We start from the raw sequence: 22,232 nt of genomic DNA, 5'->3' as shown, positions 1-22,232 counted from the left end.
CAGCCACTCGTCGGTGCCGTCGTAGAAAAAGTATGGGTCCTTTACTAACAAAATGGAAGGGCTCATCGGAAATTCAGGTGAGGACCGACACATCGCGACTGGCCATCAGAAGCAGGGTTGACGGGAGTGTGGACTGCTGTGAAGGGCTAGGCGAATCCCCTCTTTGTAAGTCATACTTACAAACATGAGTTCTCTGGCCTCCTCACACGGCGCCCTGTCCCGCGGTGTCCGGGACGCACGTCCCGTGCTTCCCGGACACGCCCGCATCCACAATCTGGCGCTCGTCCAGCGGGAGCTCTTCCATGCCGGGGCGATGAGTCGGGCCGACCTCGCGCGGGCGACTGGACTGACCCGGGTGACCACGTCAGCACTCGTGGGGGAGCTCGTCGATCGCGGGACGGTCGTGGAGAGGGGCCTGCGTGCGCCCTCCGGGCCCGGCAAGCCCGGGGTGCTGGTGGACCTGGATCGGGAAGGCCTCCAGGTCATCTCCCTCGACCTCTCGGGAGTCGACGCGTACCGGGGCGCCCTCATGGATCTCACGGGCAAGGTGCTGGCTCGTGAGGAGGAGCCACGCCGCAGCGGCGAGAGCAGCCGACAGGCTCAGGAGGCCGTGCTCGCGCTTGCGAGACGCCTGCGAGGGCGGGCCGACCGTCGGGTCCTCGGCGTCGGGGTGGGCTCTCCGGGCGTGATCTCTGACGAGGGGGTCGTGCTGGCGGCGCCCAATATCGGGTGGGAGGGGGTTCCGCTGCGGGACCTCCTGCAGCGAGACCTGGAGGATCCCGTGGTGGTCCGCAACGACGCCAATGCCGCGGCGTTGGCGGAGTACACTCTCGGAGACGCCGACCCGGATCTCTTCCTGGTGCGAGTCGGACGAGGGGTCGGCGGTGCGCTGATGGTCCGTGGAGAGCTCGTCGTCGGGCGGTACAACGCGGCGGGCGAGATCGGGCATGTTCCGGTCGGAGAGGGCGGCGGGCCTCCCTGCGCCTGTGGGAAGCGTGGATGCCTGGAGGCATGGATCTCCGTGCCGAGCCTGACCAGACTTCTGCACGAAGCCGACCGTGACGGGGGGAGTGCGGAGGACGTCCTCAGCGGGGCAGGCACCCGCCTGGGCATCATGCTCGCCCCCATCGTCGGTGCCCTCAACCTCTCTGACGTCGTGCTGGCCGGACCGGCGGATCTCCTCGGGGGACGGTTCCTCGACGCGGCCCAGGAGGCGCTGCGCAGCCACATCCTGGGCCGTTTCCACACCCAGGTGCGGATCCGCCTTCCCGAACACAGCGATGACATCGTGCTCCGTGGTGGCCTGGTGATGGTCCTCGAGTCGGAGCTCGGCATCTCATGAACCTGGTGCAGGCCGCGGAGGACGCGCCGCCGTCGACGCTGCGGGTCGGGCTGGACATCGGAGGCACCAACACTGATGCCGTGGTCCTGGATGAACGTCAGCGGGTCATCGCCCAGGTCCGGATCAGCACGGAGCCGGGCGTCGAGGGAGTCCTGGAGACTGTGCGCGCGGCGCTGTCCGCCCTGCGGAGCCACACCGACGCCCGGGGTTTCCTCTCGATCGGGATCGGCATCCCAGGGCAGGTGGACCCCTCGGGATCGACCGTGCGCCACGCGTTGAACCTGGGCCTGTCGGATCTGAACCTCCGCGGCGTGCTGGAGGCGGAGCTCGGCGTTCCGGTGAGCATCGAGAACGACGTGAAGGCCGCTGCTCTCGGCGCCTATGCCCTGCGAGGATCCGGGTCTGAGACGCTCGGCTACCTGAACCTGGGGACGGGTGTGGCGGCCGCGGCGGTGCTGCGCGGCGAGATCTGGCGGGGTGCGAGCGGGGCCGCCGGAGAGATCGGGCACGCGTCCATCGACCCCGGGGGGCCGCGATGTGCCTGTGGGCAGCGGGGGTGCATCGAGGCCTTCGCCGGCGGAGGAGCGGTGGCCCGCCGGTGGCGGGGCGCAGGTTCCGGCGCGGTCCACGAGGTGTTCGACGCGGCCGAGGCGGGTGACCCCCACGCCCGGCGGCTGCGCGATGAGCTCGCCTGGGCCGTCGCCGCCGCCGTCCGACTCATGGTGCTCTCTCTGGATGTGCCCGTCGTGGTGCTCGGCGGCGGGGTCGCAGGGATGGGGCCCCGTCTGCTGGATCGGGTCACCGGGGAGCTCACGCGTGAGGCGGACAGCTCACCTTTCCTCAGGTCGCTGCGTCTCGACGAGCGCGTGGAGATGCTGCCGCCGGGATCCCAGGCGGCGTCGTGGGGCGCGGCCCTGGTCGGCAGACCCCGGACATGACGACGGCGCCCGACCCGGTGAGCACCGGGGCGGACGCCGTCGTGAGATGACGAGAGGCGGAGCTCAGGCCTCTTCGACGACCAGCGGGTACACGCCGTTCTCGTCGTGCACCTCCTTGCCGGTCACCGGCGGGTTGAAGACGCAGATCATGCGCAGCTCCTCCTCGACCTCCACGCGATGCTTCTCGTGGCCGTCGAGCAGGTAGAGGAAGCCGTCGGTGACGTCATGCTTCTCGCCGGTCTCCAGATTGGTCAGCGTGCCCTTGCCGCCCACGCAGTAGACGGCCTCGATGTGGTTGGCGTACCAGAACTCGCTGGTGGTGCCGGCGTAGATGGTGGTCTCATGAAAGGAGAAGCCGACCTTCTCGCGGCCGAGGACCATGCGGCGTGAGCGCCAGTTGCCGTGCGTGATGTCGCGCTCGGTGCCGTTGAGGTCGTCGATGTGCAGGGTGTACATGCAGGGTCTCCTGTCTGCGGGGAGGATCTGGGGAACCGGGTGCTCGCCCGGATTCTAGCGCGGCGGAGCCGCCTGTGGGGATCGGCCCAGTGGGGATCGGCTCAGTGCGGAGCGCGCAGCCGCGACGGCTCGCCCATCTGGCCGGTGGCCGCCAGCACGGCGTCCTCGAGGATCTTGATCCCCTTCTGCAGGTCCTCGGAGTCGATGGTCAGCGGCGGCATGATCTTCACGACCTCGTCCTCGGGACCGGAGGTCTCCACCAGCAGGTTCCGCTTATAGGACTCGGCGGCCACCTTGCCGGCGGTGTCCGGGTCCGGGAAGCAGATGCCGCTGAGGAAGCCGCGCCCGCGCAGGGTCGCGCCCCTGACATGCTCGGCGATCTGTTCCAGCCCCTCCGTGAGCTCGTCGATCCTGACCGCCAGCTCCTTCTCGAAGGAGTCGTCGGCCCAGAACAGCTCGAGGGCTCGGGCGCCGGTCACGAAGGCGAGGTTGTTGCCGCGGAAGGTGCCGTTGTGCTCGCCGCCCTCCCAGACGTCGAGCTCGGGGCGGAACAGGGTCAGCGCCATCGGCAGCCCGTAGCCGGAGATCGACTTCGAGACGCAGACGATGTCCGGGTGGATTCCGGCCTTCTCGAAGGAGAAGAAGGTGCCGGTGCGGCCGCAGCCGGCCTGGACGTCGTCCACGATGAGCAGGATGTTGTGGCGGCGCAGCAGGTCATAGAGACCCTTGAGCCACTCCATGCGGGCGGTGTTGAGGCCGCCCTCGCCCTGGACCGTCTCCACGATGACCGCGGCGGGCTTGTCCACGCCGGAGCCGGAGTCCTCGAGGACTTTCTCCAGCCAGATGAAGTCCGGGATGTCGCCGTCGAAGTAGTCGTCGTAGGGGATCTTCGAGGAGTTCGTCAGCGGGATGCCTGCACCGCGGCGCTTCATCGAGTTGCCCGTCACCGAGAGCGCACCCAGCGTCATCCCGTGGAAGGCGTTGGTGAAGGACAGGATGTGCTGGCGGCCGGTCACCTTGCGTGCCAGCTTCAGCGCGGCCTCCACCGTGTTGGTGCCTGTCGGGCCCGGGAACATGACCTTGTAGTCCAGGTTCCGGGGCTCGAGGATGATCCGCTCGAAGGTCTCCAGGAAGCGGCGCTTGGCCGGGGTCTTCATGTCCAGGGAGTGGGTGACACCGTCGTTGGCGACGTAGTCGACCACGAGGTCGCGCAGCTCCGGATGGTTGTGGCCGTAGTTCAGCGCGCCGGCTCCGGAGAAGAAGTCGAGGTAGCGGGAGCCGTCCTCTGAGTACTGGTAGGCGCCAGATGCCTTCTCGAAGACGGCGGGCCAGTTCTTGCAGTAGCTGCGGACCTGGGATTCACGGGTTTCGAAGATGTCGGTGGCCATGTGGCGGGTCTCCTCGGTGATGCGGCGGGCTCTCCGCCGCTGGGGGTCAGGTGGACGTCAGGGTCAGGCCCTCAGGCCTGCTGGGCGTTCAGCGGAGCGACCGTGTACAGGTCCTCCGCGGCGTGCGCCTCGCCGCTCTCCGAGGACGTCGGGAACAGGTCTTCGGTGAAGAAGTCGGAGCGGGTGATCTCCGCGTCCTGGTCACGGGCCAGGCCGGTGAACAGCGCGATCGAGGCCGCATTGTCCGCGGTGATCGTGGTCTCGAGACGGGAGGCTCCGGAGCGGGCGACGACGTCGGTGAGCATCCGGGAGGCCAGGCGGCGTCCGCGGAAGGCGGAGTCCACCGCGACCTGCCAGATGAACAGCGTCTGCGGGTCGTCCGGCCGTCGGTAGCCGGAGATGAAGCCTGCCGGTCGGCCGTCGACGAGCGCGATCACTGAGGTGTCGGCGAAGTCGCGGGCCCACAGCAGGTAGGCGTACGGGGTGTTGACATCCAGTACTCCGGTGCCGGCGGCCAGCCGCCACAGGGCGGCGCCGTCGGCGACCTCGAGAGCGCGGATCTCGACACGTTCCCCGGTCTGGGCAGGGGTGTCTGCGGAATGTGGCATCTGTTCCACAGTAGTGAGCCACACGGAGGGATCAAGCCTCCCCGGTGTGAAATCGGGGTGAAATCGACCCCGTCGATCCATTCTCTGAGCCTTTTTAGCAAGGGCGGCATCCTTGCCCTGAGAGGGATCCGCCGACACGGGCGGAGAATGGCAGATCAAATCAAATACTGTGATCGTGCTGTGATCATTGTTCAGGATAGGGATCAGCAGTGCATGTGATCCACGTCATGAAGAGAGCGTGGATCTCCGCTTCTCAGGGGTCAGGGCCGTGGTCGTGCCGAGCGCCCCGGCTGGGCGTCGACGGCCGCACGTGCCGCCGCCACAAGCTCGGGACTCGTGGTCATGTAGCTTCCCTCCCCGCCGCCGGGCCCGGCAGAGCCGTGGGACGTGGGCGCACCGGCGGACAGATGCACGACGTCGGCACCGGCCTCGGCCAGGCTCGTCACGTGCTGCGCTCGCACCCCGCCTCCTGCGATCACCTCGAGTCGTCCGGCCGAGGCCCCGACCAGTTCAGCGATGGTCTCCGCGCCTTCGGGTGCGGTGGGCGCCCCGCCGGAGGTCAGCAGCCCGTCGACCCCGAGCTCCACGAGCTGCGCCACCAGGGAGTCCGCCTCGGCGAGGCCGGCGGCGAGCACCACGTCCACGCAGCGATGCACGACCACCGGCATGCCCTGGGCCGCCCGGACGAGCCTGTCCAGGGTCCGGTGGTCCAGCCCGCGATCGTCCAGGGCGCCGATGATGACCCCGGATGCGCCGGCGTCGAGCAGCGCACGGACATCATGGTCTATGGCCGCCACCTCGGCCCCGGTGTAGAGGTAGCCTCCGCCGCGCGGCCGGATGAGCACCCGGGCGGGCAGCCCCAGCTCTGCTGCGCGGCCGACCATGCCGGTGGTCGGGGTCAGCCCACCGGTGCCCAGCGCCTGGCAGAGCTCTGCCCGGTCCGCACCCTGCTGGCGCGCCACGGCGATCCCTTCCACATCCTGCACCGCGATCTCAAGCTTCATGGTCGTGCCTCCACCGTCAGTGAGCCCCGGTAAGGTTCTCTTCTGTGACCAAGACTCTCATCCCAGGCCTCGGGTGGACCCTGTACGGCGACGGCCGCACCATCCGTCCCGGTGACGTCGTCGCCCCTGACGAGCGGCTCAGCTGGGGCCGCACCACCGGCATCGGCATGCAGCACGTGGTGGCCATGTTCGGCGCGACCTTCCTGGTGCCGCTGATCACCGGCTTCCCTCCGGCCACCACTCTGCTCTTCTCCGGTCTGGGCACCATCCTGTTCCTGATCATCACCGCCGGACGCGTCCCCTCCTACCTGGGCTCCTCGTTCGCGTTCCTCGCCCCGGTGGGAGCCTCCATGGGGCAGTACGGGATGTCCGGGGCGCTGGGCGGCATCGTGATGACCGGCGCCGGGCTGTTCCTGGTGGGTCTCCTCGTCCACCTGGCCGGCACCCGATGGATCCAGGTGCTCATGCCTCCGGTGGTCACCGGTGCGATCGTGGCGCTCATCGGTCTCAACCTCGCTCCGGCGGCCTGGGACAACGTCAACGTCGAACCTGTCACGGCCACCGTGACCATCGTGTCGATGCTGCTCGCCGGGGTGCTCTTCCGCGGGCTGCTCGGCCGGCTGTCCATCCTGGTCGGCGTCGTCGTCGGCTATCTGGTGGCCTGGTTGCGCGGAGAGGTGGACTTCTCCGGCGTGGGCGAGGCCTCCTGGTTCGGGCTCCCTGACTTCACCGCCCCCACGTTCCACATCGGAGTGATCGGCCTGTTCCTGCCGGTGGTGCTGGTGCTTGTCGCCGAGAACGTCGGCCATGTGAAGTCCGTGGCGCTGATGACCCGCCGGGACCTGGACCCGGTCACCGGTCGAGCGCTGATGGCCGACGGCGTGGCCACCATGTTCGCCGGCTCAGGCGGCGGCTCCGGGACCACCACCTATGCGGAGAACATCGGCGTCATGGCCTCCTCGCGCGTCTATTCCACGGCCGCATACTGGGTGGCCGGCCTCTTCGCCATCGCGCTCGGCCTGCTGCCCAAGGTCGGCGCGCTCATCGCCACGGTCCCCGCCGGGGTGCTCGGCGGCGCCGGCACGGTGCTCTACGGCATGATCGGCATCCTGGGCGTGCGCATCTGGGTGCAGAACCGGGTCGACTTCGCCAATCCCATCAACCTCGCGGTGGCCGGCGTGCCGTTGATCATCGCCGTCGCGAACTTCACCATGGTCTTCGGAGACATCGTCTTCGAAGGCATCGCCCTGGGCAGCTTCGCCGCTCTGGCCATCCATCACGGGATGAGCACGATCGCGAAGCTGCGCGGCACCGATCCCGGAGCGCAGCGGGAAGCAGAGGGTGCGGAGGAGAAGGCGCTGAACTGACCCCTCAGTCCGCGTCGAGGCGGGCCGCGGCACGGTCCACCACGTCCCCGCGCAGCTCAGTCATCGAGGCGATCTGTGCGTTCGCCAGCTCGTGATCGGCGTCCGGACGGGAGGGCGCCCCGGCGTCGAAGGGCGGCTCCGGGTCATATTCCAGCTGCAGCTGGAGACGCTTGGCCACGTCGTCGCCGTAGATCTCGGCGGTGAGCCGCAGCGCGAAGTCGATGCCGGCGGAGACGCCGGCCGCGGTGATCACATGGTCGTCGCGCACCACCCGTTCGGCGACCGGCGTCGCACCGAGGCGCTCCAGCAGATGCAGGGAGCCCCAGTGGCTGGTGGCCCGCCGTCCGCGCAGCAGCCCGGCGGCGCCCAGCAGGAATGAGCCTGTGCACACGCTGGTGATCCACCTGGCCTCCGCCGCCTGGCGACGCAGGAAGTCCAGCACGGCCTCATCCTCCAGCAGCTCGAAGGCGCCGCGGCCCCCGGGGACGAACAGCACGTCGGCCTGTGGGGCGGTGTCCAGGGTGGTGGTCGGCAGGATGCTGAAGCCCGCATCGGTGGGTACCGGCTCCTCGCGGTGCCAGGCCACATGCAGCTCGGCTCCAGGCATCTTGGAGAACACCTGGGCCGGACCGGTGAAGTCCAGCTGGGTCACATGGGGGAACAGCAGTGCGACGATGCGGAACGGATCACTCATGATGTCACCTCGACGAAGTGCTCGACACGGGGGAACGGGTCATAGAAGTCGTGCAGCAGTGCCTTCCACCGGGCATACTCCGGCGACCCGCGGAAACCTTCCGTATGGTGTCTTACAGTCTCCCAGCGCACCAGCAGCAGATACTCGTGCGGGGTCTCCTGCGAGCGGAGCAGTTCTAGGCCCAGGAAGCCGGCCATGCCGCTGATGAGCGGCCGCGCCTGACGGAAGGCGTCCTCGAAGTCCGCCTCCCGGCCGGGGAGCACCGGAAGGATCGCCTGCTCTGTGATCATGAAGTGAGCATGACATACCGCGAGGCTCCTCGGAAGAGCCGCTGAGGAGGAGAGATGCGTGACGGCACCCGGCCGGCGACCCTGATGGACCACCCCGCCGTCGTGCGCGTGGAGCGGCGGGCCGGGGAGATGTTCCTGGGCACCCCGATGCAGGAGATCGCCGCTGACGAGGCGGTCTCCTTGGAGCAGTTCCGCACCTTCGTCGACGACGATGCGGCATGGATCCACCGGCAGGGTGGGACAGTGGTCGGCTACCTGCTGGCCGAGCGCCTCGATGAGGCCGGGCATGTCGAACAGGTCTCCGTGGACCCGGCCTTCGCCGGGCGGCGCATCGGAGCCGACCTTCTCGACGCCGCCGCAAACTGGGCGGCGGGGCAGGGGCTGGCGATTCTGACGCTCACCACGTTCTCCGAGCTGCCGTGGAACGCGCCGTACTACGCCCGGCTCGGGTTCGAGGTGCTGCCGCAGGACCGATGGGGTCCCGAACTCGCCACGCGGGTCCAGGAAGAGGTCTCCCACGGTCTGCATCGGTGGGCCCGGGTGGCGATGGGACGCCCGACGTGAACCGTCGGCTCAGGGCCGCCGTTCCGGCACGGGCGTGGCGGCGTCCCAGTCGGTGACTGGTGGCGGGTCTCCTCAGGCTCCTCGGGCTTCCACTATGGCCATGGTGGTCGACGGTGGCCTGAGTGCGGTGGCCGCTGGTTTCCTGGGAGTTCGCCGGGAGCTGGTGACGGTGAAGCTTCTCCTCGGTAACCTAGGTGGTGTCCGAAGACATCGACGGAGAGGAGTCATCATGGGACTCGGAGACAAGTTCGACGCCGCGAAGGATCAAGTGTCCGGGCAGGCCAAGGAGACGGCCGGCAAGGCGACCGACGACAAGCGCACGGAGGCCGAGGGCAAGGCCCAGGGCCTCCAGGGCAAGGTCAAGGAGACCGTCGAGAACGTCAAGGACACTGCCGCCGACGCCAAGGAAGCGGCCAAAGGCGTCACTGACAACTTCAAGAAGTGAGACCTCTCCTCGGGGGCTGAGCCCCTGAGGTCCGTTCGACGCCGGGATCGCGATGCGGTCCCGGCGTCGTCGTGTCCAGAGGGAATGCATCGTGGTTCGAGAAGAAAATCTTCCCCAGGGTGTTCACAACGTCGTGATTCCCTGCTATTGTTGAGCACGAAATTCCTGTGCCTCAGGATTCCACGAAAGGAGGGGGCGATCTTCATGGTGACCACAATGACTTCAGGTCAGACCGGCACAACCAGCACTGCGGTGCACGGGTTTGTGATCGCGTACCCCCGTGGAATCTTCGACGGCGGTGCCCATCGAGGGCACTCCGCGCGATTCACCCGCGGCTGCTGAGTCGACGCACGTCAGGCTGCCCCGCAGGCGGGCCCCACGAGGTGACGCCACGGCGTCCCCGAGGTGGCTGAAGCCCTGATGTGGTGGTACCGACTTCGCGGATCTGCACTGCTGTGCACTCTTCTTCACTGATTCTCTGATGCGCCGAGCTCTGCTCTGCGCCATGATCGGCGCGCGTTGAATCGCGCCCCCGTATCAGTTTTTGCTCTCACTCATCTTTACTGGGCACCCCTGTGCCCAGATATCTTCTGGAGTTTCTTCTTGTCTGTCGTCAATATCAATTCATTCAGTCAATCCCTCCTGCGGCGGGCCGCCCACTCGATCGGCGCCGCACTGGTGGAATGGTCTCAGCGGAGTGAGAGTCAGCGGGTGCGGCCGGCATCGCGGCTGAGTCCGCAGGAGCTCCACCGCCGTCACCTCGTCCGTCAGGAGGCCGAGCGCCGCAGGGAAGAGGTGATCGTGCGGGCGCTGACCGGCCCGCGCCAGTTCTGATCGCCCCGCCGGGTCGATCCGCCTCTGTGCGGCGGCCCGGCGGCGTGGTGCCCCGCCCGGTCTCGCTCCGCTCAGTCCCGCTGCAGCGTCGCCGCCAGGGCGAGCAGCCGCTCCTCCGCACCGTGGCGGCCGATGATCTGCACCGACCAGCTCAGGCCGTCGTCACCGGTGAGCACGGGCACGTTGACGGCGGGCAGGCCCATCACGTTGACCACCGAGGAGTACGGGGTGAACCGACATTGCTGCACGTAGTCCTCGGCCGGGCCCAGGGAGGCGAACCATCCGACCTCCGGCGGGCGGAAGGCCAACATCGGGGTGACCAGCACATCCCAGGGGTCCAGGCAGCTCTCGGCGTCCTCAGCGAAGGCCTGCAGGGTGCGCTGGGCCTGCTCCGTCTCGGACTGCGGTCGAGTGGAGGAGAGCTCCACGAAGTACCGGGTCAGCGGGGCCAGGAGCGAGAGCTGATCCTCGGTGAAGCCGATCTGCCCCAGGCGGGAGGTCCACAGCGCTTGGAAGTGCCGGTGATACCCCGTCGGCCAGATTCGGTCAGGGCTGGTGCCCTCCCTGCTCCCCTGCACCTGGTGTCCGAGCGCCTCGAGTCGGCTGATGGCCTCCTCCAGCGCCCGGACCGCGTCCTCGTCAAGCGTGACGTCCAGCTCCGGACTGAACGGCGACTCCGTGGTGACCCCCACCCGCAGCGGCTCCAGTCCGTCGTCCAGCGCCTCGCGCACGATCCGCATCGCCGGGCCCTCAGCCAGAGTCGGACCTACCTGCGCCGCGCGTCGGCGCGCACGTCGGCCGCCCGGCCGTTCCGGGGCCCTGAACCGGTGCCCGGCCATGACGTCGAAGAGCAGCGCCGCGTCCTCCGCCGTCTCCGCGATCGGGCCGGAGACCACGAGGTCGCCCACCTGGTCGGAGACGACGTCATCGGGCAGCCGGCCGCGTCCGGGCTTCAGCCCCACCAAGCCGCAGGCCGCAGCCGGGATCCTCACCGAGCCGCCCCCGTCGCTGCCCGGAGCCAACGGCAGCATCCCTGCCGCCACGGCGGCGGCCCCGCCGCCCGTGGAGCCGCCCGAAATGCGCCGCGGATCCAGCGGATTCCGCGAGGGGCGAGCCAGGGAGTTCTCCGAATAGCAGGGCAGTCCGAACTCTGGGACCTGGGTCTTGCCCACGCTGACGGCTCCTGCGAAGTGCAGCCGCCGGGGCAGCGGATCGTCCCGGCCGGGAGTCTGCGGCGGAAGTGCCGCGGTGCCCCGTGTGGTGGGCATTCCGGCGACGTCGACCAGGTCCTTGAAGGCGGTCGGCAGGCCGAGCAGCGGGTGATGGGCCGAGAGCTCGCTCAGCCGCGTGGTCTGGCCGTGTCCGGCACCACGCACCAGCCTGCGCACCGTGTCGATCTCAGCGGCACGGGCGAGGGCGGCATCGGGGTCCACATGGATGAAGGCACCCAGCGAGGTGCCCGCCGCCGCGGCCGTCAGCGCAGTGGCCGTCAGCTCTACCGCAGAGACGTCGCCGACGAGGAACGCGGTCCGCCACTGGGCGGCGGTCGCGGCCCGGAAATCCGCCATCGAGGTGTCTGTGGTGTGGGCCTGATCAGGGGCGGGAGGATCGGCGCGGTGGGTCATGACGCCACCCTAAGCGCATCCCGGCGATGACCGCACGGGCCGGTGCTCACCCGTCCTGCCGCGTCTCGGATGGTGGGCCGACGACGTCGTCGGCCACCGTCGCCGGCGAGGAGCCGGTAGTCTCAGCCGGAGCAGCCAGACTGCACCTGGACCCCGTCCCCGTCTCCTGGGAGGTAGCGATGTCGGACTTCGAGACCATCCGTGCCGCCGACGTGCCCGAGGGCGCCCACCTGCTGGACGTCCGTGAAGGCTACGAATTCTCCGCCGGCCATGCCCCCGGGGCGCTGCACATCCCCGTGGATGAGATCCCCGCCCGCTTCGAGGGCGAGCTGGACCCGGACGAGGACTATCACGTGATCTGCCGCACCGGCGGCCGGTCGGTGCAGATCACCCAGTGGCTCACCGCACAGGGCTACTCGGCGGTCTTCGTCGCCGACGGCATGGACGGCTGGATCGAGGCCGGCCGCACACTGGAAGCCGACAGTGGAGAGGAGCCCCGGATCCTGTGAGCCAGACACCCGCACCCCTGCCCTTCACCCGCTATGCCTACCTGGGGCCGGCCGGCACCTTCACCGAGGCGGCCCTGCTGCAGATGCCTGGCGTCGAGACCGCGGAGAAGGTGCCTGCCTCCTCGGTGCTCTCCGCGCTGACCATGGTGGAGGAGGGCACCGTCGACGCCGCCATGGTGCCCATCGAGAACTCAGTGGAGGGTGGGGTGACCGCCACCCTCGACGCCGTCTCGGTGGCCCACCAGCTGCACATCGTGGCCGAGGCGCTGGTGCCCATCACCTTCGTGGTGGCGTCCCGCGCGCCCACCACGTTGAGCCGCATCCACTCGCTGACCACCCACACCCACGCCTGGGCCCAGGTCCGCCGATGGGCCGAGGCCTCCGTCCCTCACGCCGAGTTCATCCCCGCCTCGTCCACCGCGGCTGGGGCGCAGGCGCTGCTCAGGGAGGACCCTGCGGCCGATGCCTCGATCTGCGCGCCGCTGGTCGCCGAGCAGCTCGGGCTTCATGTGGTCGCCCGCGGCGTGGAGGACGTCCCAGGAGCGGTGACCCGGTTCGTGCTGGTCTCCAGGCCCGGTCCGATCCCGGAGCCCACCGGCGCGGACAAGACCGCCATCATGATTCCGCTGCCCGAGGACCGGGCCGGGGCGCTGATGGAGCTGCTGGAGCACTTCTCCACGCGAGGGGTGAACCTGTGCCGCATCGAGTCCCGTCCCACCGGAGACGGGCTCGGACAGTACTTCTTCTCCATCGACCTGGAAGGCCATATCGACGAGGCCCGGGTGGCCGACGCGCTCGCCGGCGTGCATCGGATCTCCCCGAAGATCCGCTTCCTGGGCTCCTACCCGCGGGCCGATCGGCGCCCCCAGCAGATCACTTCCGAGGTCAGCGACGCCGCGTTCTCCGCCGCGCGCACCTGGATCGAGACGCTGCGCCGCCGATGAGCCGCACCTGCGGACGGTTCAGGAGTTCGGGCCGTCGGCCTCGTGAAGCTCGCTCCGGCGCTCCCAGTCCTCAGCCGGGTCCACCTCGAAACGCCCCGATTCCATCCACGGGGCACCGGTCACACCGTTGACGATCAATGAGGAGGGCCGGACGCGGGCTTCGACGGCGACGACCTCCCCGACGGCGTCGCCGTCGATCTGGAAGGGCAGCGGCTCCGCCATGGTCAGGGTGCTGACCCGTGCCTGCCGCACCGTCATCACCGGAATGTCCGCGGTGAAGCGCGTGACGGTCTTGGCGACGATTTTCGCCCAGTCCCATGCATGGCGCGGGGTGAACAGCACTGCGTCGAGTCGGCCGTCGTCGAACCGTGCCGAAGGCACCAGGATCATGCCGGCCTGGAGCATCCCGCAGTTGGCCAGAAGCACCGAGCGCACCCGGTGGGTCTCCGGCTCGGCGTCGTCGACGGCGACGGTGATGCTGCGCCGGCGGCCCATCACATGGCGCATGCCGGACTCTCCGTAGGCCAGCCAGCCGGCGCGCTGCTTGAGCGCTTCACGGGTGTCACCCATGACCTCGGCGTCGAGCCCGCCGCCGGCGATGACCAGCGAGTTCTCCTTGTCCGTGGTGCCGTCGGCGCGGTGCAGGGCGAGGTCCAGGGTGTCCACCCGGTGGGAGAGGCCGTGCAGCGACTCGTCCACGCAGGCCTGAAGATCCTGGTAGGGCAGGCCGATGTTGCGGGCGAAGAGATTGCCGGTGCCCATCGGGATGATGCCCAGCGCGACGTCGGTGCCGGTCAGTTCGGCCGCCACGGCGCGGACCGTGCCGTCTCCGCCGGCGGCGATGACCACGTGGGCGCCCCTGCTCACAGCGTCGGCCGCCATCTGGTGGCCGGGATCCGATGCGGTGGTGGCCAGCAGAAGCGGCGCCTGCATTCCCGCGCGGGAGCAGGCGGAGTGCACCAGACGGACGACTTCGTCGGCCTCGGCCTTGGTCGGATTGACCACCAGGGCGACCTGCCGCTCGGCGCGTGTCGGGAGGCCGTGGTCGGCGTCGTGCTGGGCTCGGTCCTGGAGGCGGCCTATCTCGGCGATCTCCTCCTGGAGGCGGCGAGTGGTGACCAGGGCACGGATGATCACCACCAGGGCGATGACGTGCACCAGGGCGGAGGCGATCAGCAGGGTAAACAGCAGCTCGAGGCTCACCACGCCAGTCTAGCCAGCAATCGACCAGCCGTTAGGCTAGACCCGTGATCGACATCAAGGACCTCATCGACAACCCCGACGCCTACAGGGCCAGCCAGCGCGCGCGGCAGGCCGACGAATCCGTGGTGGACCAGCTGATCTCCGCACAGCAGTCCCGGAACGAGGCGATCGCCCGGTTCGAGTCCCTGCGCGCCGAGCAGAAGGCCTTCGGCAAGAGGGTCGCCCAGGCCCAGGGCGAGGAGAAGCAGCGGCTGCTGGCTGAGGTCAAGGACCTGTCCACGCAGGTGAAGGCCGCCGAGGCAGCCAGCGGCGAGGCCGACGAGGCGCTTCGTTCGCTGCAGCGCCGGGTGCCCAACCTGATCCATCAGGGCGTCCCCTCCGGGGGCGAGGACGACTTCGTGGTGCTGCGCGAGGAGGGCTCCCCGCGAGACTTCACCGGCGAGGGCTTCGAGCCCCAGGATCATCTGGCGCTGGCAGAGGGTCTGGACGCCGTGGACATGGAGCGTGGGGCGAAGGTCTCGGGTGCTCGCTTCTACTTCCTCAAGGGGTACGGAGCCCGCCTGGAGCTGGCCATCATGCAGATGGGGCTGGACAAGGCGCTCGGCGAGGGCTTCACCCCGATGATCACCCCCACGCTGGTGCGCCCCGAGACCATGCAGGGCACCGGCTTCGACGTCGAGCACGACGAGGAGATCTACCGCCTCGAGCGGGACGACCTCTACCTGGTGGGCACCTCGGAGGTGGCGATCGCCGGCTACCACGCCGACGAGATCATGGACCTCACCGACGGGCCCGTCCGTTACGCCGGCTGGTCCTCCTGCTACCGGCGTGAGGCCGGCTCGCACGGCAAGGACACCCGCGGGATCCTGCGGGTGCACCAGTTCAACAAGCTGGAGATGTTCATCTACTGCGCCCAGGAGGACGCCGAGGCGGAGCACCGTCGTCTGCTCGGCTGGGAGGAGGAGATGCTGAAGGCCCTCGAACTGCCCTACCGGGTGGTGGACATCGCGGCCGGGGACCTCGGGCTCTCTGCGGCGCGGAAGTTCGACTGCGAAGCGTGGGTCCCCACCCAGGGCACCTACCGGGAGCTGACCTCGACCTCGGACTGCGGCAGCTTCCAGGCGCGTCGGCTCAACATCCGGGAGCGCACGGTCAAGGAGGACGGCTCCAAGGGCCCCACCCGCCCGGTCGCGACCCTCAACGGGACCCTGGCCACCACGCGTTGGCTGGTGGCGATCCTGGAGAACCACCAGCAGGCCGACGGGTCCGTGCAGGTGCCTGAGGCGCTTCGCCCGTACCTGGGCGGACTCGAGGTGCTCGAGCCGGTCCGCTGACTGACGTGACCCCCCCCGGACTGCTGCCGACTCGCCCCAGGACTGTTGCCGGCTCCTCGGGGGGGGGGATGCGGCGATCTGCTACTTCACCGCACCCTGGGTGACCCCGGAGAGCACCCAGCGCTGCGTGAAGACGAAGACGAGGATCGACGGCGCCAGCGCCATCAGATATGAGGCGAAGGAGACGTGGTAGTTGCTGCTGAACTGGCTCTGGAAGAGCTGGTTCACCACGGGCAGCGTCTGCAGCGAGGGATCAGAGATGATCATCGACGGCATCATGAAGTCGTTCCAAGAGAACAGGAAGGCGAAGATGCCCACGGTCGCGCTCATCGGGGCGAGCACCGGGAAGATGATCCTCCAGAAGGTCTGCCAGGTGCTGGCCCCGTCGATGCGGGCCGCCTCCTCCAGGGCGGGGGGCATGTTGCGCAGGAAGGTGGTCAGCAGAAGCACGTTGAAGCCCAGATGGAACATGATGTGCAGGATGCCGACGCCGAGCGGCGTGTCCAGGCCCACCATTCCGCTGAGCTTGATCTGTGAGAGTGCGAGCACCGGGAAGGGCAGGAACATCGCCGCCAGGATGTAGAAGAAGGCGAACCTGAAGAACCTGCGCTCCCAGTTGGCGTAGATCGAATAGGCGGCCATGGTGCTGATCAGCACGGCGCCCGCGACGGCGATCGCCGAGACGAACACCGAGATGGCGAAGCTGACCGGGAAGTCGGTCAGCCGCCAGGCTTCGACGAAGCCCTCGATGCTGACCGGACTGGGCAGGGTGAACGCCTGCCCCTGGACCGCTTGGGAACCGGTCTTGAAGGCCATGGACACGGTGACGAAGAACGGCACCAGGACGGTCAGCGTGCAGACGACCAGCAGGATCGTCAGGGGGACGTTGAACTTTTTCCGAGGTCGGATGAGCGGCCGGGAGCGTCTGGTGGGGACGGTGCTGGAGGTCGAGGTGAGGTCAGGAGTGGACATGATCACTTCTCCTTTCGGCGCATCAGGCGCAGCTGGACGAGGGCGATGGCCAGGGTGATGAGGAAGAAGATGGTGGCGGTGGCCATCTGGTAGGCGTAGTCGCCGTCGGTGAACCCGGAGAAGATCGTCATCGCCACGGTGCGCGTGGAGGTGCCCGGACCACCGTCGGTCAGGCCGACGATGATGTCGTAGGCGTTCAGGAAGTTCTTGAAGGTCAGGATCACGTTGATGACGATGTAGCCCGTCATGAGCGGGACGGTGATCGTCAGCAGCTGCTTCCACGGCCCGGCCCCGTCGATGGAGGAGGCCTCATAGACGTCGTGGGGGATGGCCACCAGGCCGGCGATGTAGATCAGCATGGTGCCGGGGATGGCCTGCCAGGCGGTGACGATGACGATCGAGATCCAGGCGAGGTCCGAGTCGGCGAGAATGCTTGACTCCAGCGGGCCGAATCCTACGGCCTGGGCCGCCGCCGGCAGCGAGCGGGCGAACAGGAACTGGAAGACGAAGGCGATGATGATGGGGGAGACCACCATCGGGATGACGAACACGGTCCGCAGCACCACGCGCCCTCGGATCTGCGAGGTCAGGCCGACGGCGAGCAGGAAGGCGATGACGTTGGTCACCACCACCGTCACGGCGGAGAACCCGAGGGTGAAGCCGAAGGACCACATGATCGCAGGATCCGTGAACATCAGCTGGTAGTTGGCCAGCCCCACGAAATCCCAGTCTCCGTAGCCGACGGAGTTGGTGAAGCTGAAGAAGATGCCCATCACCGCTGGCAGCGCGATGCACAGGGTGAAGACGATCAGGGTGGGCAGCAGGAACAGCCAGTGCGTCCGGTCGGGTCCCCGCTTGCGGGCTGGGGCGGCGGACTTCGTGGTGTCGGAGGTGGTGAGAGACATGATGCTCCTTGATCAGTCGGCCGGTCAGCTGCGCTTGGCCAGGCGGGCCCAGTCGGCGTCGAGCGTGCTGAGCATGTTCTCGAGATCCGCTCCGAAGACGAGATCCTGGCAGTAGCTTTCGAAGGGGATGGTGAGCGGGATGCCCTGGGACACTCCCTGGTAGATGGCGCCGCGGTCGACATAGGGCTGCATCTCGGCGATGCGTTCATCGGTGACGTCTGGGGCGTCTGTGCGCACTCCGAAACCGAGCGCGTGCTCGTTGTACGCGTCCTGAATCTCCGGGCGGGCGAGGAACTGGAGCAGCTCGCGGGCTTCCTCCTGGTTTCTGGAGCCCTCGGGGATCCAGAGTGCGAGGTCCAGATTGACGCGGACCTTGTTGTCGGCGGGGTCCTCCGTCATGGGCAGCGGGAAGGTGCCGACCGCCAGATCAGGATTGATCTGCCCGACCTCGATGAGGGCCCAGGGCCCTTGGAAGTACATCGCTGCCTCGCCGCTGGCGAAGGCGTTGTTGCCGTCGCCGTAGTTGCGTCCTCGGGCATCGCCCTGCGTGTACTGTGCGATCTCGAGCATCTTCTCCAGCGGTTCGCGCAGGACCTTGCTGAAGGACACCGGGGAGTCGGGGCCGACATCCGGGCCCTGGGCGCGAAGCTGCTCGAAGAAGTCGATGACGTCGACCATCCCGCCGACCGCATAGTCGACCAGGCCCTGCTTGACGGTCCAGGCGTCCCCGTAGGTGCCGTAGACGGGTGTGACGTCGGCTGCTTCGAACGTCTCGCAGGCGTCGATGAACTCGCTGTAGGTGGTCGGCACCTCCACGCCGTGCTCGTCAAAGATCTCCTTGTTGTAGATGACTGAGGCGGCCATCATCGAGTACGGCAGCACCGAGGTGCGCCCCTCGTACTGCGGGTAGATCTCGACCTGTTCCATCACCGGATCGGCGATCGCCTGCGTCTCGGGCAGGTCAGAGAGGTCGCTCAGCTCGCCGCGCCCCACGAAGCGAGCCATCTCGTAGTTGTAGAGCTGCAGTGCGAGGTCCGGCGGTGAGCTGCGCACGAACATGCCGTTGAGGGTGCCCTCGCTGGTGTCGTGGATCGGGCGGATGCCCGGGAACTCCTCGCGGAAGTCTTGCAGCAGGCCCCCGACGTAGGGGATGACCTCGCGTTTGGTCTGATAGAAGCGGAGCTCGGTGGCCTCACCGCGGCCGCCGGTGCACCCGACGAGTGAGAGTGCGGCGAGCCCCGCGGTTCCGGCGATGAGACTCCGCCGTGACACCGGTGCTGGGGGTGCGCCCATGCTGGCCTCCTGGGGGGTGGGTCGGGGAAGACGTCGGTCGACATGGCGTGCAGTGACCTGCACCACATCATGCAATGCGTAAATTTAGCATGTAAATATAAGCGCGTCTATAATTCTGGCGTGAATGACGTCACAGAGCTTCAAGCCATCGCGGGTCAGGCCTCACAGCGCACGGTCAATGCCCGGCGCCTGCTCGACGCCGCCTGGACCGGGGGGGCGCTGACCGCCACCGAGTTCATGGAGAAGACGGGCCTCACCCGAGCCACGGTGCTCTCCGTCTGCCGGGAGCTCGTCGAGGCCGGCTGGTTCCAGAAGGTGGCAGACGCCCGGGCCGCCGGCCGATATGCCAAAGGGCGCCCTGCGCTGCGCCATGCCTTCCGGCCCGACGCCGCGCTGGTCGTGGCATGCGACGCCGACGAAGACCTGTTCACCGTCGCGGTGGCTGACCTGCACGGCGTGGAGCTGACGCGGGTCAGTCGGGATGTCAGCGCGATGCGGGGGGCTCTGGATCGACGCCAGACGTTGGAGCGACTCGTAGACGAGGCGCTGGAGGAGGCGGACGTGACCTCGGAGCGCATCGCCGCCGTCGTCATCGGTGTTCCCGCTCCGGTGGATCCGGAGGGGGAGTCGCCCCCTGCTGATGACGCCGAGGACTATTGGCCCGCCATGAATCCGGGCCTCGCCACTCTGTTCGAGGAGCGTGGCTGGACGGTGCGGCTCGACAACGATGCGAACCTGGGCGCGCTCTGTGAGGCCTCCGACGGCGTGGGTGTCGGCGTCCGCTCCTTCGCGACGCTGCTCTCCGCCGAGCGGTTCGGTGCGGGCATCGTGGTGGACGGCCGGCTGCTGCGCGGCACGCGCGGCGGTGTCGGAGAGATGCGCGTCCTGGACATGGTCATGGGGGTCGAGGCTCCTCACGGCCTGGCGCGCCGTGCGCGCTGGGAGCTGCGACGGCTGGCGCGGGAGGGTGAGCTCACCGGTGAGCTGGCCGAGCTTCCGGAGGAGGAGCGCGGCGCGGAGGCGGTCTTCAGCGCGGCGGAGCGGGGTGATGCCACCGCACTGCAGGTCGTGGACGCGCTCGCCGGGCGCCTGGCCCCGGTGGTCCAGCTGCTCTCCGGGCTCCTGGACTTGGATCGGATCATCATCGCCGGCGCCTTCGCCTCCTCGGCGGAGCCGGTGCTGCGGCGCACCCGGGAGATCCTGAGTCGGAATCCGACACAGCGGTGGGCCGAGCTTGTCCCCTCCCAGCACGGTGCTGACGTCGTGCTGCGCGGCGCCATCTCGGCGGCGATCGCCGACGTGCGCGACGGAGCTCTGCTGGAGTCGAGCGTCGACGGCTGAGGGCCACCCTTTCTTTTGTTCTCTGAAGAGGCAATAATGCCTGTGAGTCGTATCACTTCAGAGAGGGCTTCATCATGCAGGCATCACGGATCACCACCATCGGCGCGACGACGGCGCTGCTGCTCGGCCTGACGGCCTGCGGCGAGGGAGGGGGAGGATCTGAGCCCAATGCGTGGGTGCTCAACGGCGGAGTCTGGCCGGTCGTGGAGGAGGACCTCGAGGCGTGGAGTGACGAGAATCCCGACCAGGCCATCACTGTGGACAGCTTCGCGAACGACGTCTACAAGGAGCGCATCCGCACCGCCGTCGGCTCCGGGGAGGCGCCCACGCTCATCGCCGGCTGGACCGGCGGCACCCTGCTGGAGTACGTCGAGCACGACTACGTCGTCGATCTCACCGACTCCACTGAGCAGCTGCGCGAGCGGCTCATCGACTCCGTGGTCGCCAACGGAGAGGTCGACGGCAGCATCTACGCGGTGCCGATGAACAACGTCCAGCCGGTGGTCCTCTACGTCAATCAGGCCGTCTTCGACGAGGCGGGCGTCGAGGTCCCCACTGACTGGGACGAGCTGCTCACCGCCGTCGAGAGCCTCAACGAGGTGGGAGTCCACCCGTTCGCCCTCGCCGGCGGTTCCCGCTGGCCGATGCTGATGTGGGCCTCGTATCTCACGGATCGGATCGGCGGCCCGGAGGTCTTCGACGCCGTCGTTGCCGGAGAGCCGGACGCATGGTCTCATCCGGCGATCATCGAGGCGATGGAGAAGGTTCAGGAGCTGGTCGAGGCGGACGCCTTCGACCCCGGCTTCGCCTCGGTGGTGGCGGATCAGAACGAAGATGCACAGATGCTTGCCGACGGCCGAGCCGCGATGGTGCTGCAGGGTTCGTGGGTCTATTCGCGCATGCTCGAGGACGTCCCGGACTTCGCCGCCTCCGACGACTTCAGGTTCACGACCTTCCCGGAGATCTCCGGAGGCGAGGGTGACCCTGCGAACATCGTGGGCAATCCGGCCAACTTCTGGTCGGTCTCCGCTGACGCCTCGGACGAGGAGCAGCAGGCCGGGATCGACTACCTCAGCGAGCACCTGTTCAATGACGACTCCGTGGACGCCATGCTGGAGACGGGCAACATCCCGCCGCTGGAGGGCCTGGACGAGAAGATCGCCGAGACGGACGACGAGGAGTTCCTCGGCTTCGCCTATGACGCCGTTCGCGAGGCGCCGAACTTCCAGCTCTCCTGGGACCAGGCGGTGGACCCCAGTCAGGAGCAGGTGCTGCTGGAGAACCTCGAGCTGGTCTTCCTCGGGCAGATCACTCCGGAGGAATTCGCCTCGGCCATGGACGCGACCCAGCCGGAGTGACGTCGTCGGATCCGTGACGCTCAGTCATCGCCGTGCACGCGGTCGGCCACGGCCTCCAGGTGGATGCGCAGCGCGTGGCGCATCTGCTCGGGATCTCCGGACTCGAAGGCAGTCAGCACGGCCGCGTGCTCGGCCAGGGCCTCGTCGAGGTCCAGCTCTCCGTGGTCCACGGTCTGGCGCAGTCGCTGCACGTGGGCGCTGAGCGATTCACTGGTCTGCAGCAGGTAGCGGTTCCCCGCCGCTTCAAGGATCACGCGGTGGAAGTCGCGGTCTGCGGCCATGTACTCCCGCAGGTCCTCGAAGTCGTCCGGCGCCGCGCCTGCCGCGTCGGCGTCGTCGCGCCGGGTGCGCAGGGCGCGCACCCGGTCTGCGGTGCGCACGTGCCGTGCGTGGGCGGCGCGGAGCCGCGGCAGCAGAGCCTCCCAGGAGTTGGCTGCACGCTCGACGGCGGCCATCTCCACGATCATCCGCATCTCGAAGAGCTCGCGCAGCTGATCGCCGGTCAGCTGCGGCGCCACGCGATACCCCTTCAGCGCGACCCGGGTCACCAGGCCGGTGTGCTCAAGCTGCACCAGGGCCTCACGCACCGGAGTGGGGGAGACGTCCAGGTCGCGGGCCAGTGCGTCGATGCTCATCGAGCTTCCCGCCGGGGCCGATCCGTTGAGGATCCGATCGAACAAGGCGCTGTAGACCTCGTCGCGCAGGGCGCGCCGGGCCACCGGCGGTCGGGAGTCGGCGCCAGGTGCCGAGGCCCCTGGGGTCTGGAGGTTGGAGGAGTTGCTCATCGTCTGGTGATCCTAGCGGGTCGGCGTCGTCCC

The 22,232-nt window shown here is 68.4% G+C and carries 23 protein-coding genes; 11 read left to right on the top strand and 12 right to left on the bottom strand.

The window, feature by feature from the left end:
* The first annotated feature begins 184 nt into the window (after positions 1–184).
* Entirely contained in the window at positions 185–1,342 is a 1,158-nt protein-coding gene (locus tag ODE13_RS11940; protein WP_322479480.1) for an ROK family transcriptional regulator, read from the top strand.
* On the top strand, positions 1,339–2,280 hold the full coding sequence (locus tag ODE13_RS11935; RefSeq protein WP_322479479.1) for an ROK family protein: 942 nt from the start codon (positions 1,339–1,341) through the stop codon (positions 2,278–2,280). The genes ODE13_RS11940 and ODE13_RS11935 overlap by 4 nt, the downstream gene beginning before the upstream one ends.
* Positions 2,281–2,343: 63 nt before the next feature.
* Here the strand turns inward: ODE13_RS11935 and ODE13_RS11930 are convergent, their stop codons facing one another.
* From ODE13_RS11930 to ODE13_RS11915, 4 genes are all read right to left on the bottom strand, one after another.
* Positions 2,344–2,736: an ectoine synthase gene (locus ODE13_RS11930; protein WP_179541506.1), complete on the bottom strand. Its 393-nt coding sequence runs from the start codon at positions 2,734–2,736 to the stop codon at positions 2,344–2,346.
* Positions 2,737–2,837: 101 nt separating this feature from the next.
* Positions 2,838–4,124 carry a diaminobutyrate--2-oxoglutarate transaminase gene (gene ectB / locus ODE13_RS11925; protein ID WP_322479478.1) on the bottom strand — a complete coding sequence of 429 codons (1,287 nt, stop codon included), beginning with the start codon at positions 4,122–4,124 and terminating at the stop codon, positions 2,838–2,840.
* A gap of 71 nt (positions 4,125–4,195) precedes the next feature.
* Positions 4,196–4,732, bottom strand: a complete 537-nt coding sequence (gene ectA, locus ODE13_RS11920) for a diaminobutyrate acetyltransferase (RefSeq protein WP_322479477.1) — start codon at positions 4,730–4,732, stop codon at positions 4,196–4,198.
* 260 nt (positions 4,733–4,992) lie between these two features.
* Positions 4,993–5,736, bottom strand: a complete 744-nt coding sequence (locus ODE13_RS11915) for a copper homeostasis protein CutC (protein ID WP_322479476.1) — start codon at positions 5,734–5,736, stop codon at positions 4,993–4,995.
* A 44-nt stretch (positions 5,737–5,780) separates the two neighbouring features.
* Between ODE13_RS11915 and ODE13_RS11910 the strand changes: the two genes are divergently transcribed.
* Positions 5,781–7,103, top strand: a complete 1,323-nt coding sequence (locus tag ODE13_RS11910; protein WP_322479475.1) for a uracil-xanthine permease family protein — start codon at positions 5,781–5,783, stop codon at positions 7,101–7,103.
* Positions 7,104–7,107: 4 nt separating this feature from the next.
* Here ODE13_RS11910 and ODE13_RS11905 read toward each other — a convergent pair whose 3' ends face one another.
* Complete coding sequence (locus ODE13_RS11905) at positions 7,108–7,797, bottom strand: DJ-1/PfpI family protein (protein WP_322479474.1); 690 nt, start codon at positions 7,795–7,797, stop codon at positions 7,108–7,110.
* Positions 7,794–8,087 carry an antibiotic biosynthesis monooxygenase gene (locus tag ODE13_RS11900; RefSeq protein ID WP_322479473.1) on the bottom strand — a complete coding sequence of 98 codons (294 nt, stop codon included), beginning with the start codon at positions 8,085–8,087 and terminating at the stop codon, positions 7,794–7,796. Before ODE13_RS11900 ends, ODE13_RS11905 begins: the two co-directional genes overlap by 4 nt.
* Positions 8,088–8,141: 54 nt before the next feature.
* Between ODE13_RS11900 and ODE13_RS11895 the strand changes: the two genes are divergently transcribed.
* The 3 genes from ODE13_RS11895 (at position 8,142) to ODE13_RS11885 (ending at position 9,930) form a co-directional block, all read left to right on the top strand.
* Positions 8,142–8,651 carry a GNAT family N-acetyltransferase gene (locus ODE13_RS11895; protein ID WP_322479472.1) on the top strand — a complete coding sequence of 170 codons (510 nt, stop codon included), beginning with the start codon at positions 8,142–8,144 and terminating at the stop codon, positions 8,649–8,651.
* Between the two features lie 229 nt (positions 8,652–8,880).
* Complete coding sequence (locus ODE13_RS11890) at positions 8,881–9,096, top strand: CsbD family protein (RefSeq protein WP_322479471.1); 216 nt, start codon at positions 8,881–8,883, stop codon at positions 9,094–9,096.
* A gap of 711 nt (positions 9,097–9,807) precedes the next feature.
* Positions 9,808–9,930 (top strand): hypothetical protein, encoded by a 123-nt coding sequence (locus tag ODE13_RS11885; protein ID WP_322479470.1) that lies wholly within the window; start codon positions 9,808–9,810, stop codon positions 9,928–9,930.
* Between the two features lie 71 nt (positions 9,931–10,001).
* On the opposite strand, the gene ODE13_RS11880 is transcribed toward ODE13_RS11885, so the two are convergent.
* Complete coding sequence (locus ODE13_RS11880; RefSeq protein ID WP_322479469.1) at positions 10,002–11,555, bottom strand: amidase; 1,554 nt, start codon at positions 11,553–11,555, stop codon at positions 10,002–10,004.
* Between the two features lie 179 nt (positions 11,556–11,734).
* Between ODE13_RS11880 and ODE13_RS11875 the strand changes: the two genes are divergently transcribed.
* A complete protein-coding gene (locus ODE13_RS11875) occupies positions 11,735–12,064 on the top strand; it encodes a rhodanese-like domain-containing protein (RefSeq protein WP_322479531.1) in 330 nt (109 codons plus the stop codon).
* The gene (gene pheA / locus ODE13_RS11870; protein WP_322479468.1) at positions 12,061–13,008 is read left to right on the top strand and encodes a prephenate dehydratase; all 948 of its coding nucleotides are present in this window, start codon (positions 12,061–12,063) and stop codon (positions 13,006–13,008) included. Before ODE13_RS11875 ends, pheA begins: the two co-directional genes overlap by 4 nt.
* A gap of 18 nt (positions 13,009–13,026) precedes the next feature.
* On the opposite strand, the gene ODE13_RS11865 is transcribed toward pheA, so the two are convergent.
* Positions 13,027–14,211, bottom strand: coding sequence for a diacylglycerol/lipid kinase family protein (locus tag ODE13_RS11865; RefSeq protein ID WP_322479467.1), 1,185 nt, complete (start codon positions 14,209–14,211; stop codon positions 13,027–13,029).
* A 44-nt stretch (positions 14,212–14,255) separates the two neighbouring features.
* Between ODE13_RS11865 and serS the strand changes: the two genes are divergently transcribed.
* Positions 14,256–15,545 carry a serine--tRNA ligase gene (serS, locus tag ODE13_RS11860; protein WP_322479466.1) on the top strand — a complete coding sequence of 430 codons (1,290 nt, stop codon included), beginning with the start codon at positions 14,256–14,258 and terminating at the stop codon, positions 15,543–15,545.
* Positions 15,546–15,626: 81 nt separating this feature from the next.
* Here the strand turns inward: serS and ODE13_RS11855 are convergent, their stop codons facing one another.
* Genes ODE13_RS11855 through ODE13_RS11845 form a run of 3 tightly spaced genes read right to left on the bottom strand, consistent with a single transcriptional unit; the run spans position 15,627 to position 18,715 of the window.
* The gene (locus tag ODE13_RS11855) at positions 15,627–16,517 is read right to left on the bottom strand and encodes a carbohydrate ABC transporter permease (protein ID WP_322479465.1); all 891 of its coding nucleotides are present in this window, start codon (positions 16,515–16,517) and stop codon (positions 15,627–15,629) included.
* A 2-nt stretch (positions 16,518–16,519) separates the two neighbouring features.
* Positions 16,520–17,422, bottom strand: coding sequence for a sugar ABC transporter permease (locus ODE13_RS11850; RefSeq protein WP_322479464.1), 903 nt, complete (start codon positions 17,420–17,422; stop codon positions 16,520–16,522).
* 24 nt (positions 17,423–17,446) lie between these two features.
* The gene (locus tag ODE13_RS11845; RefSeq protein ID WP_322479463.1) at positions 17,447–18,715 is read right to left on the bottom strand and encodes an ABC transporter substrate-binding protein; all 1,269 of its coding nucleotides are present in this window, start codon (positions 18,713–18,715) and stop codon (positions 17,447–17,449) included.
* Positions 18,716–18,835: 120 nt separating this feature from the next.
* Between ODE13_RS11845 and ODE13_RS11840 the strand changes: the two genes are divergently transcribed.
* Complete coding sequence (locus ODE13_RS11840; protein ID WP_322479462.1) at positions 18,836–20,056, top strand: ROK family protein; 1,221 nt, start codon at positions 18,836–18,838, stop codon at positions 20,054–20,056.
* Between the two features lie 74 nt (positions 20,057–20,130).
* Positions 20,131–21,414 (top strand): extracellular solute-binding protein, encoded by a 1,284-nt coding sequence (locus ODE13_RS11835; protein ID WP_322479461.1) that lies wholly within the window; start codon positions 20,131–20,133, stop codon positions 21,412–21,414.
* A 20-nt stretch (positions 21,415–21,434) separates the two neighbouring features.
* Here the strand turns inward: ODE13_RS11835 and ODE13_RS11830 are convergent, their stop codons facing one another.
* A complete protein-coding gene (locus ODE13_RS11830; RefSeq protein WP_322479460.1) occupies positions 21,435–22,199 on the bottom strand; it encodes a GntR family transcriptional regulator in 765 nt (254 codons plus the stop codon).
* Positions 22,200–22,232: the final 33 nt, after the last annotated feature.

It is taken from the genome of Nesterenkonia sp. HG001, from assembly GCF_034438835.1.
Taxonomy (GTDB): domain Bacteria; phylum Actinomycetota; class Actinomycetes; order Actinomycetales; family Micrococcaceae; genus Nesterenkonia; species Nesterenkonia xinjiangensis.
Note: the sequence above shows the minus strand (reverse complement) of the source record. Positions and strands in the feature narration are given on the sequence as shown.

Coding starts and splice junctions, on each gene's coding strand:
- ODE13_RS11940 (WP_322479480.1), top strand. CDS start 185: ATGAGTTCTCTGGCCTCCTCACACGGCGCCCTGTCCCGCGGTGTCCGG.
- ODE13_RS11935 (WP_322479479.1), top strand. CDS start 1,339: ATGAACCTGGTGCAGGCCGCGGAGGACGCGCCGCCGTCGACGCTGCGG.
- ODE13_RS11930 (WP_179541506.1), bottom strand. CDS start 2,736: ATGTACACCCTGCACATCGACGACCTCAACGGCACCGAGCGCGACATC.
- ectB (WP_322479478.1), bottom strand. CDS start 4,124: ATGGCCACCGACATCTTCGAAACCCGTGAATCCCAGGTCCGCAGCTAC.
- ectA (WP_322479477.1), bottom strand. CDS start 4,732: ATGCCACATTCCGCAGACACCCCTGCCCAGACCGGGGAACGTGTCGAG.
- ODE13_RS11915 (WP_322479476.1), bottom strand. CDS start 5,736: ATGAAGCTTGAGATCGCGGTGCAGGATGTGGAAGGGATCGCCGTGGCG.
- ODE13_RS11905 (WP_322479474.1), bottom strand. CDS start 7,797: ATGAGTGATCCGTTCCGCATCGTCGCACTGCTGTTCCCCCATGTGACC.
- ODE13_RS11900 (WP_322479473.1), bottom strand. CDS start 8,087: ATGATCACAGAGCAGGCGATCCTTCCGGTGCTCCCCGGCCGGGAGGCG.
- ODE13_RS11895 (WP_322479472.1), top strand. CDS start 8,142: ATGCGTGACGGCACCCGGCCGGCGACCCTGATGGACCACCCCGCCGTC.
- ODE13_RS11890 (WP_322479471.1), top strand. CDS start 8,881: ATGGGACTCGGAGACAAGTTCGACGCCGCGAAGGATCAAGTGTCCGGG.
- ODE13_RS11880 (WP_322479469.1), bottom strand. CDS start 11,555: ATGACCCACCGCGCCGATCCTCCCGCCCCTGATCAGGCCCACACCACA.
- ODE13_RS11875 (WP_322479531.1), top strand. CDS start 11,735: ATGTCGGACTTCGAGACCATCCGTGCCGCCGACGTGCCCGAGGGCGCC.
- ODE13_RS11855 (WP_322479465.1), bottom strand. CDS start 16,517: ATGTCCACTCCTGACCTCACCTCGACCTCCAGCACCGTCCCCACCAGA.
- ODE13_RS11850 (WP_322479464.1), bottom strand. CDS start 17,422: ATGTCTCTCACCACCTCCGACACCACGAAGTCCGCCGCCCCAGCCCGC.
- ODE13_RS11845 (WP_322479463.1), bottom strand. CDS start 18,715: ATGGGCGCACCCCCAGCACCGGTGTCACGGCGGAGTCTCATCGCCGGA.
- ODE13_RS11835 (WP_322479461.1), top strand. CDS start 20,131: ATGCAGGCATCACGGATCACCACCATCGGCGCGACGACGGCGCTGCTG.
- ODE13_RS11830 (WP_322479460.1), bottom strand. CDS start 22,199: ATGAGCAACTCCTCCAACCTCCAGACCCCAGGGGCCTCGGCACCTGGC.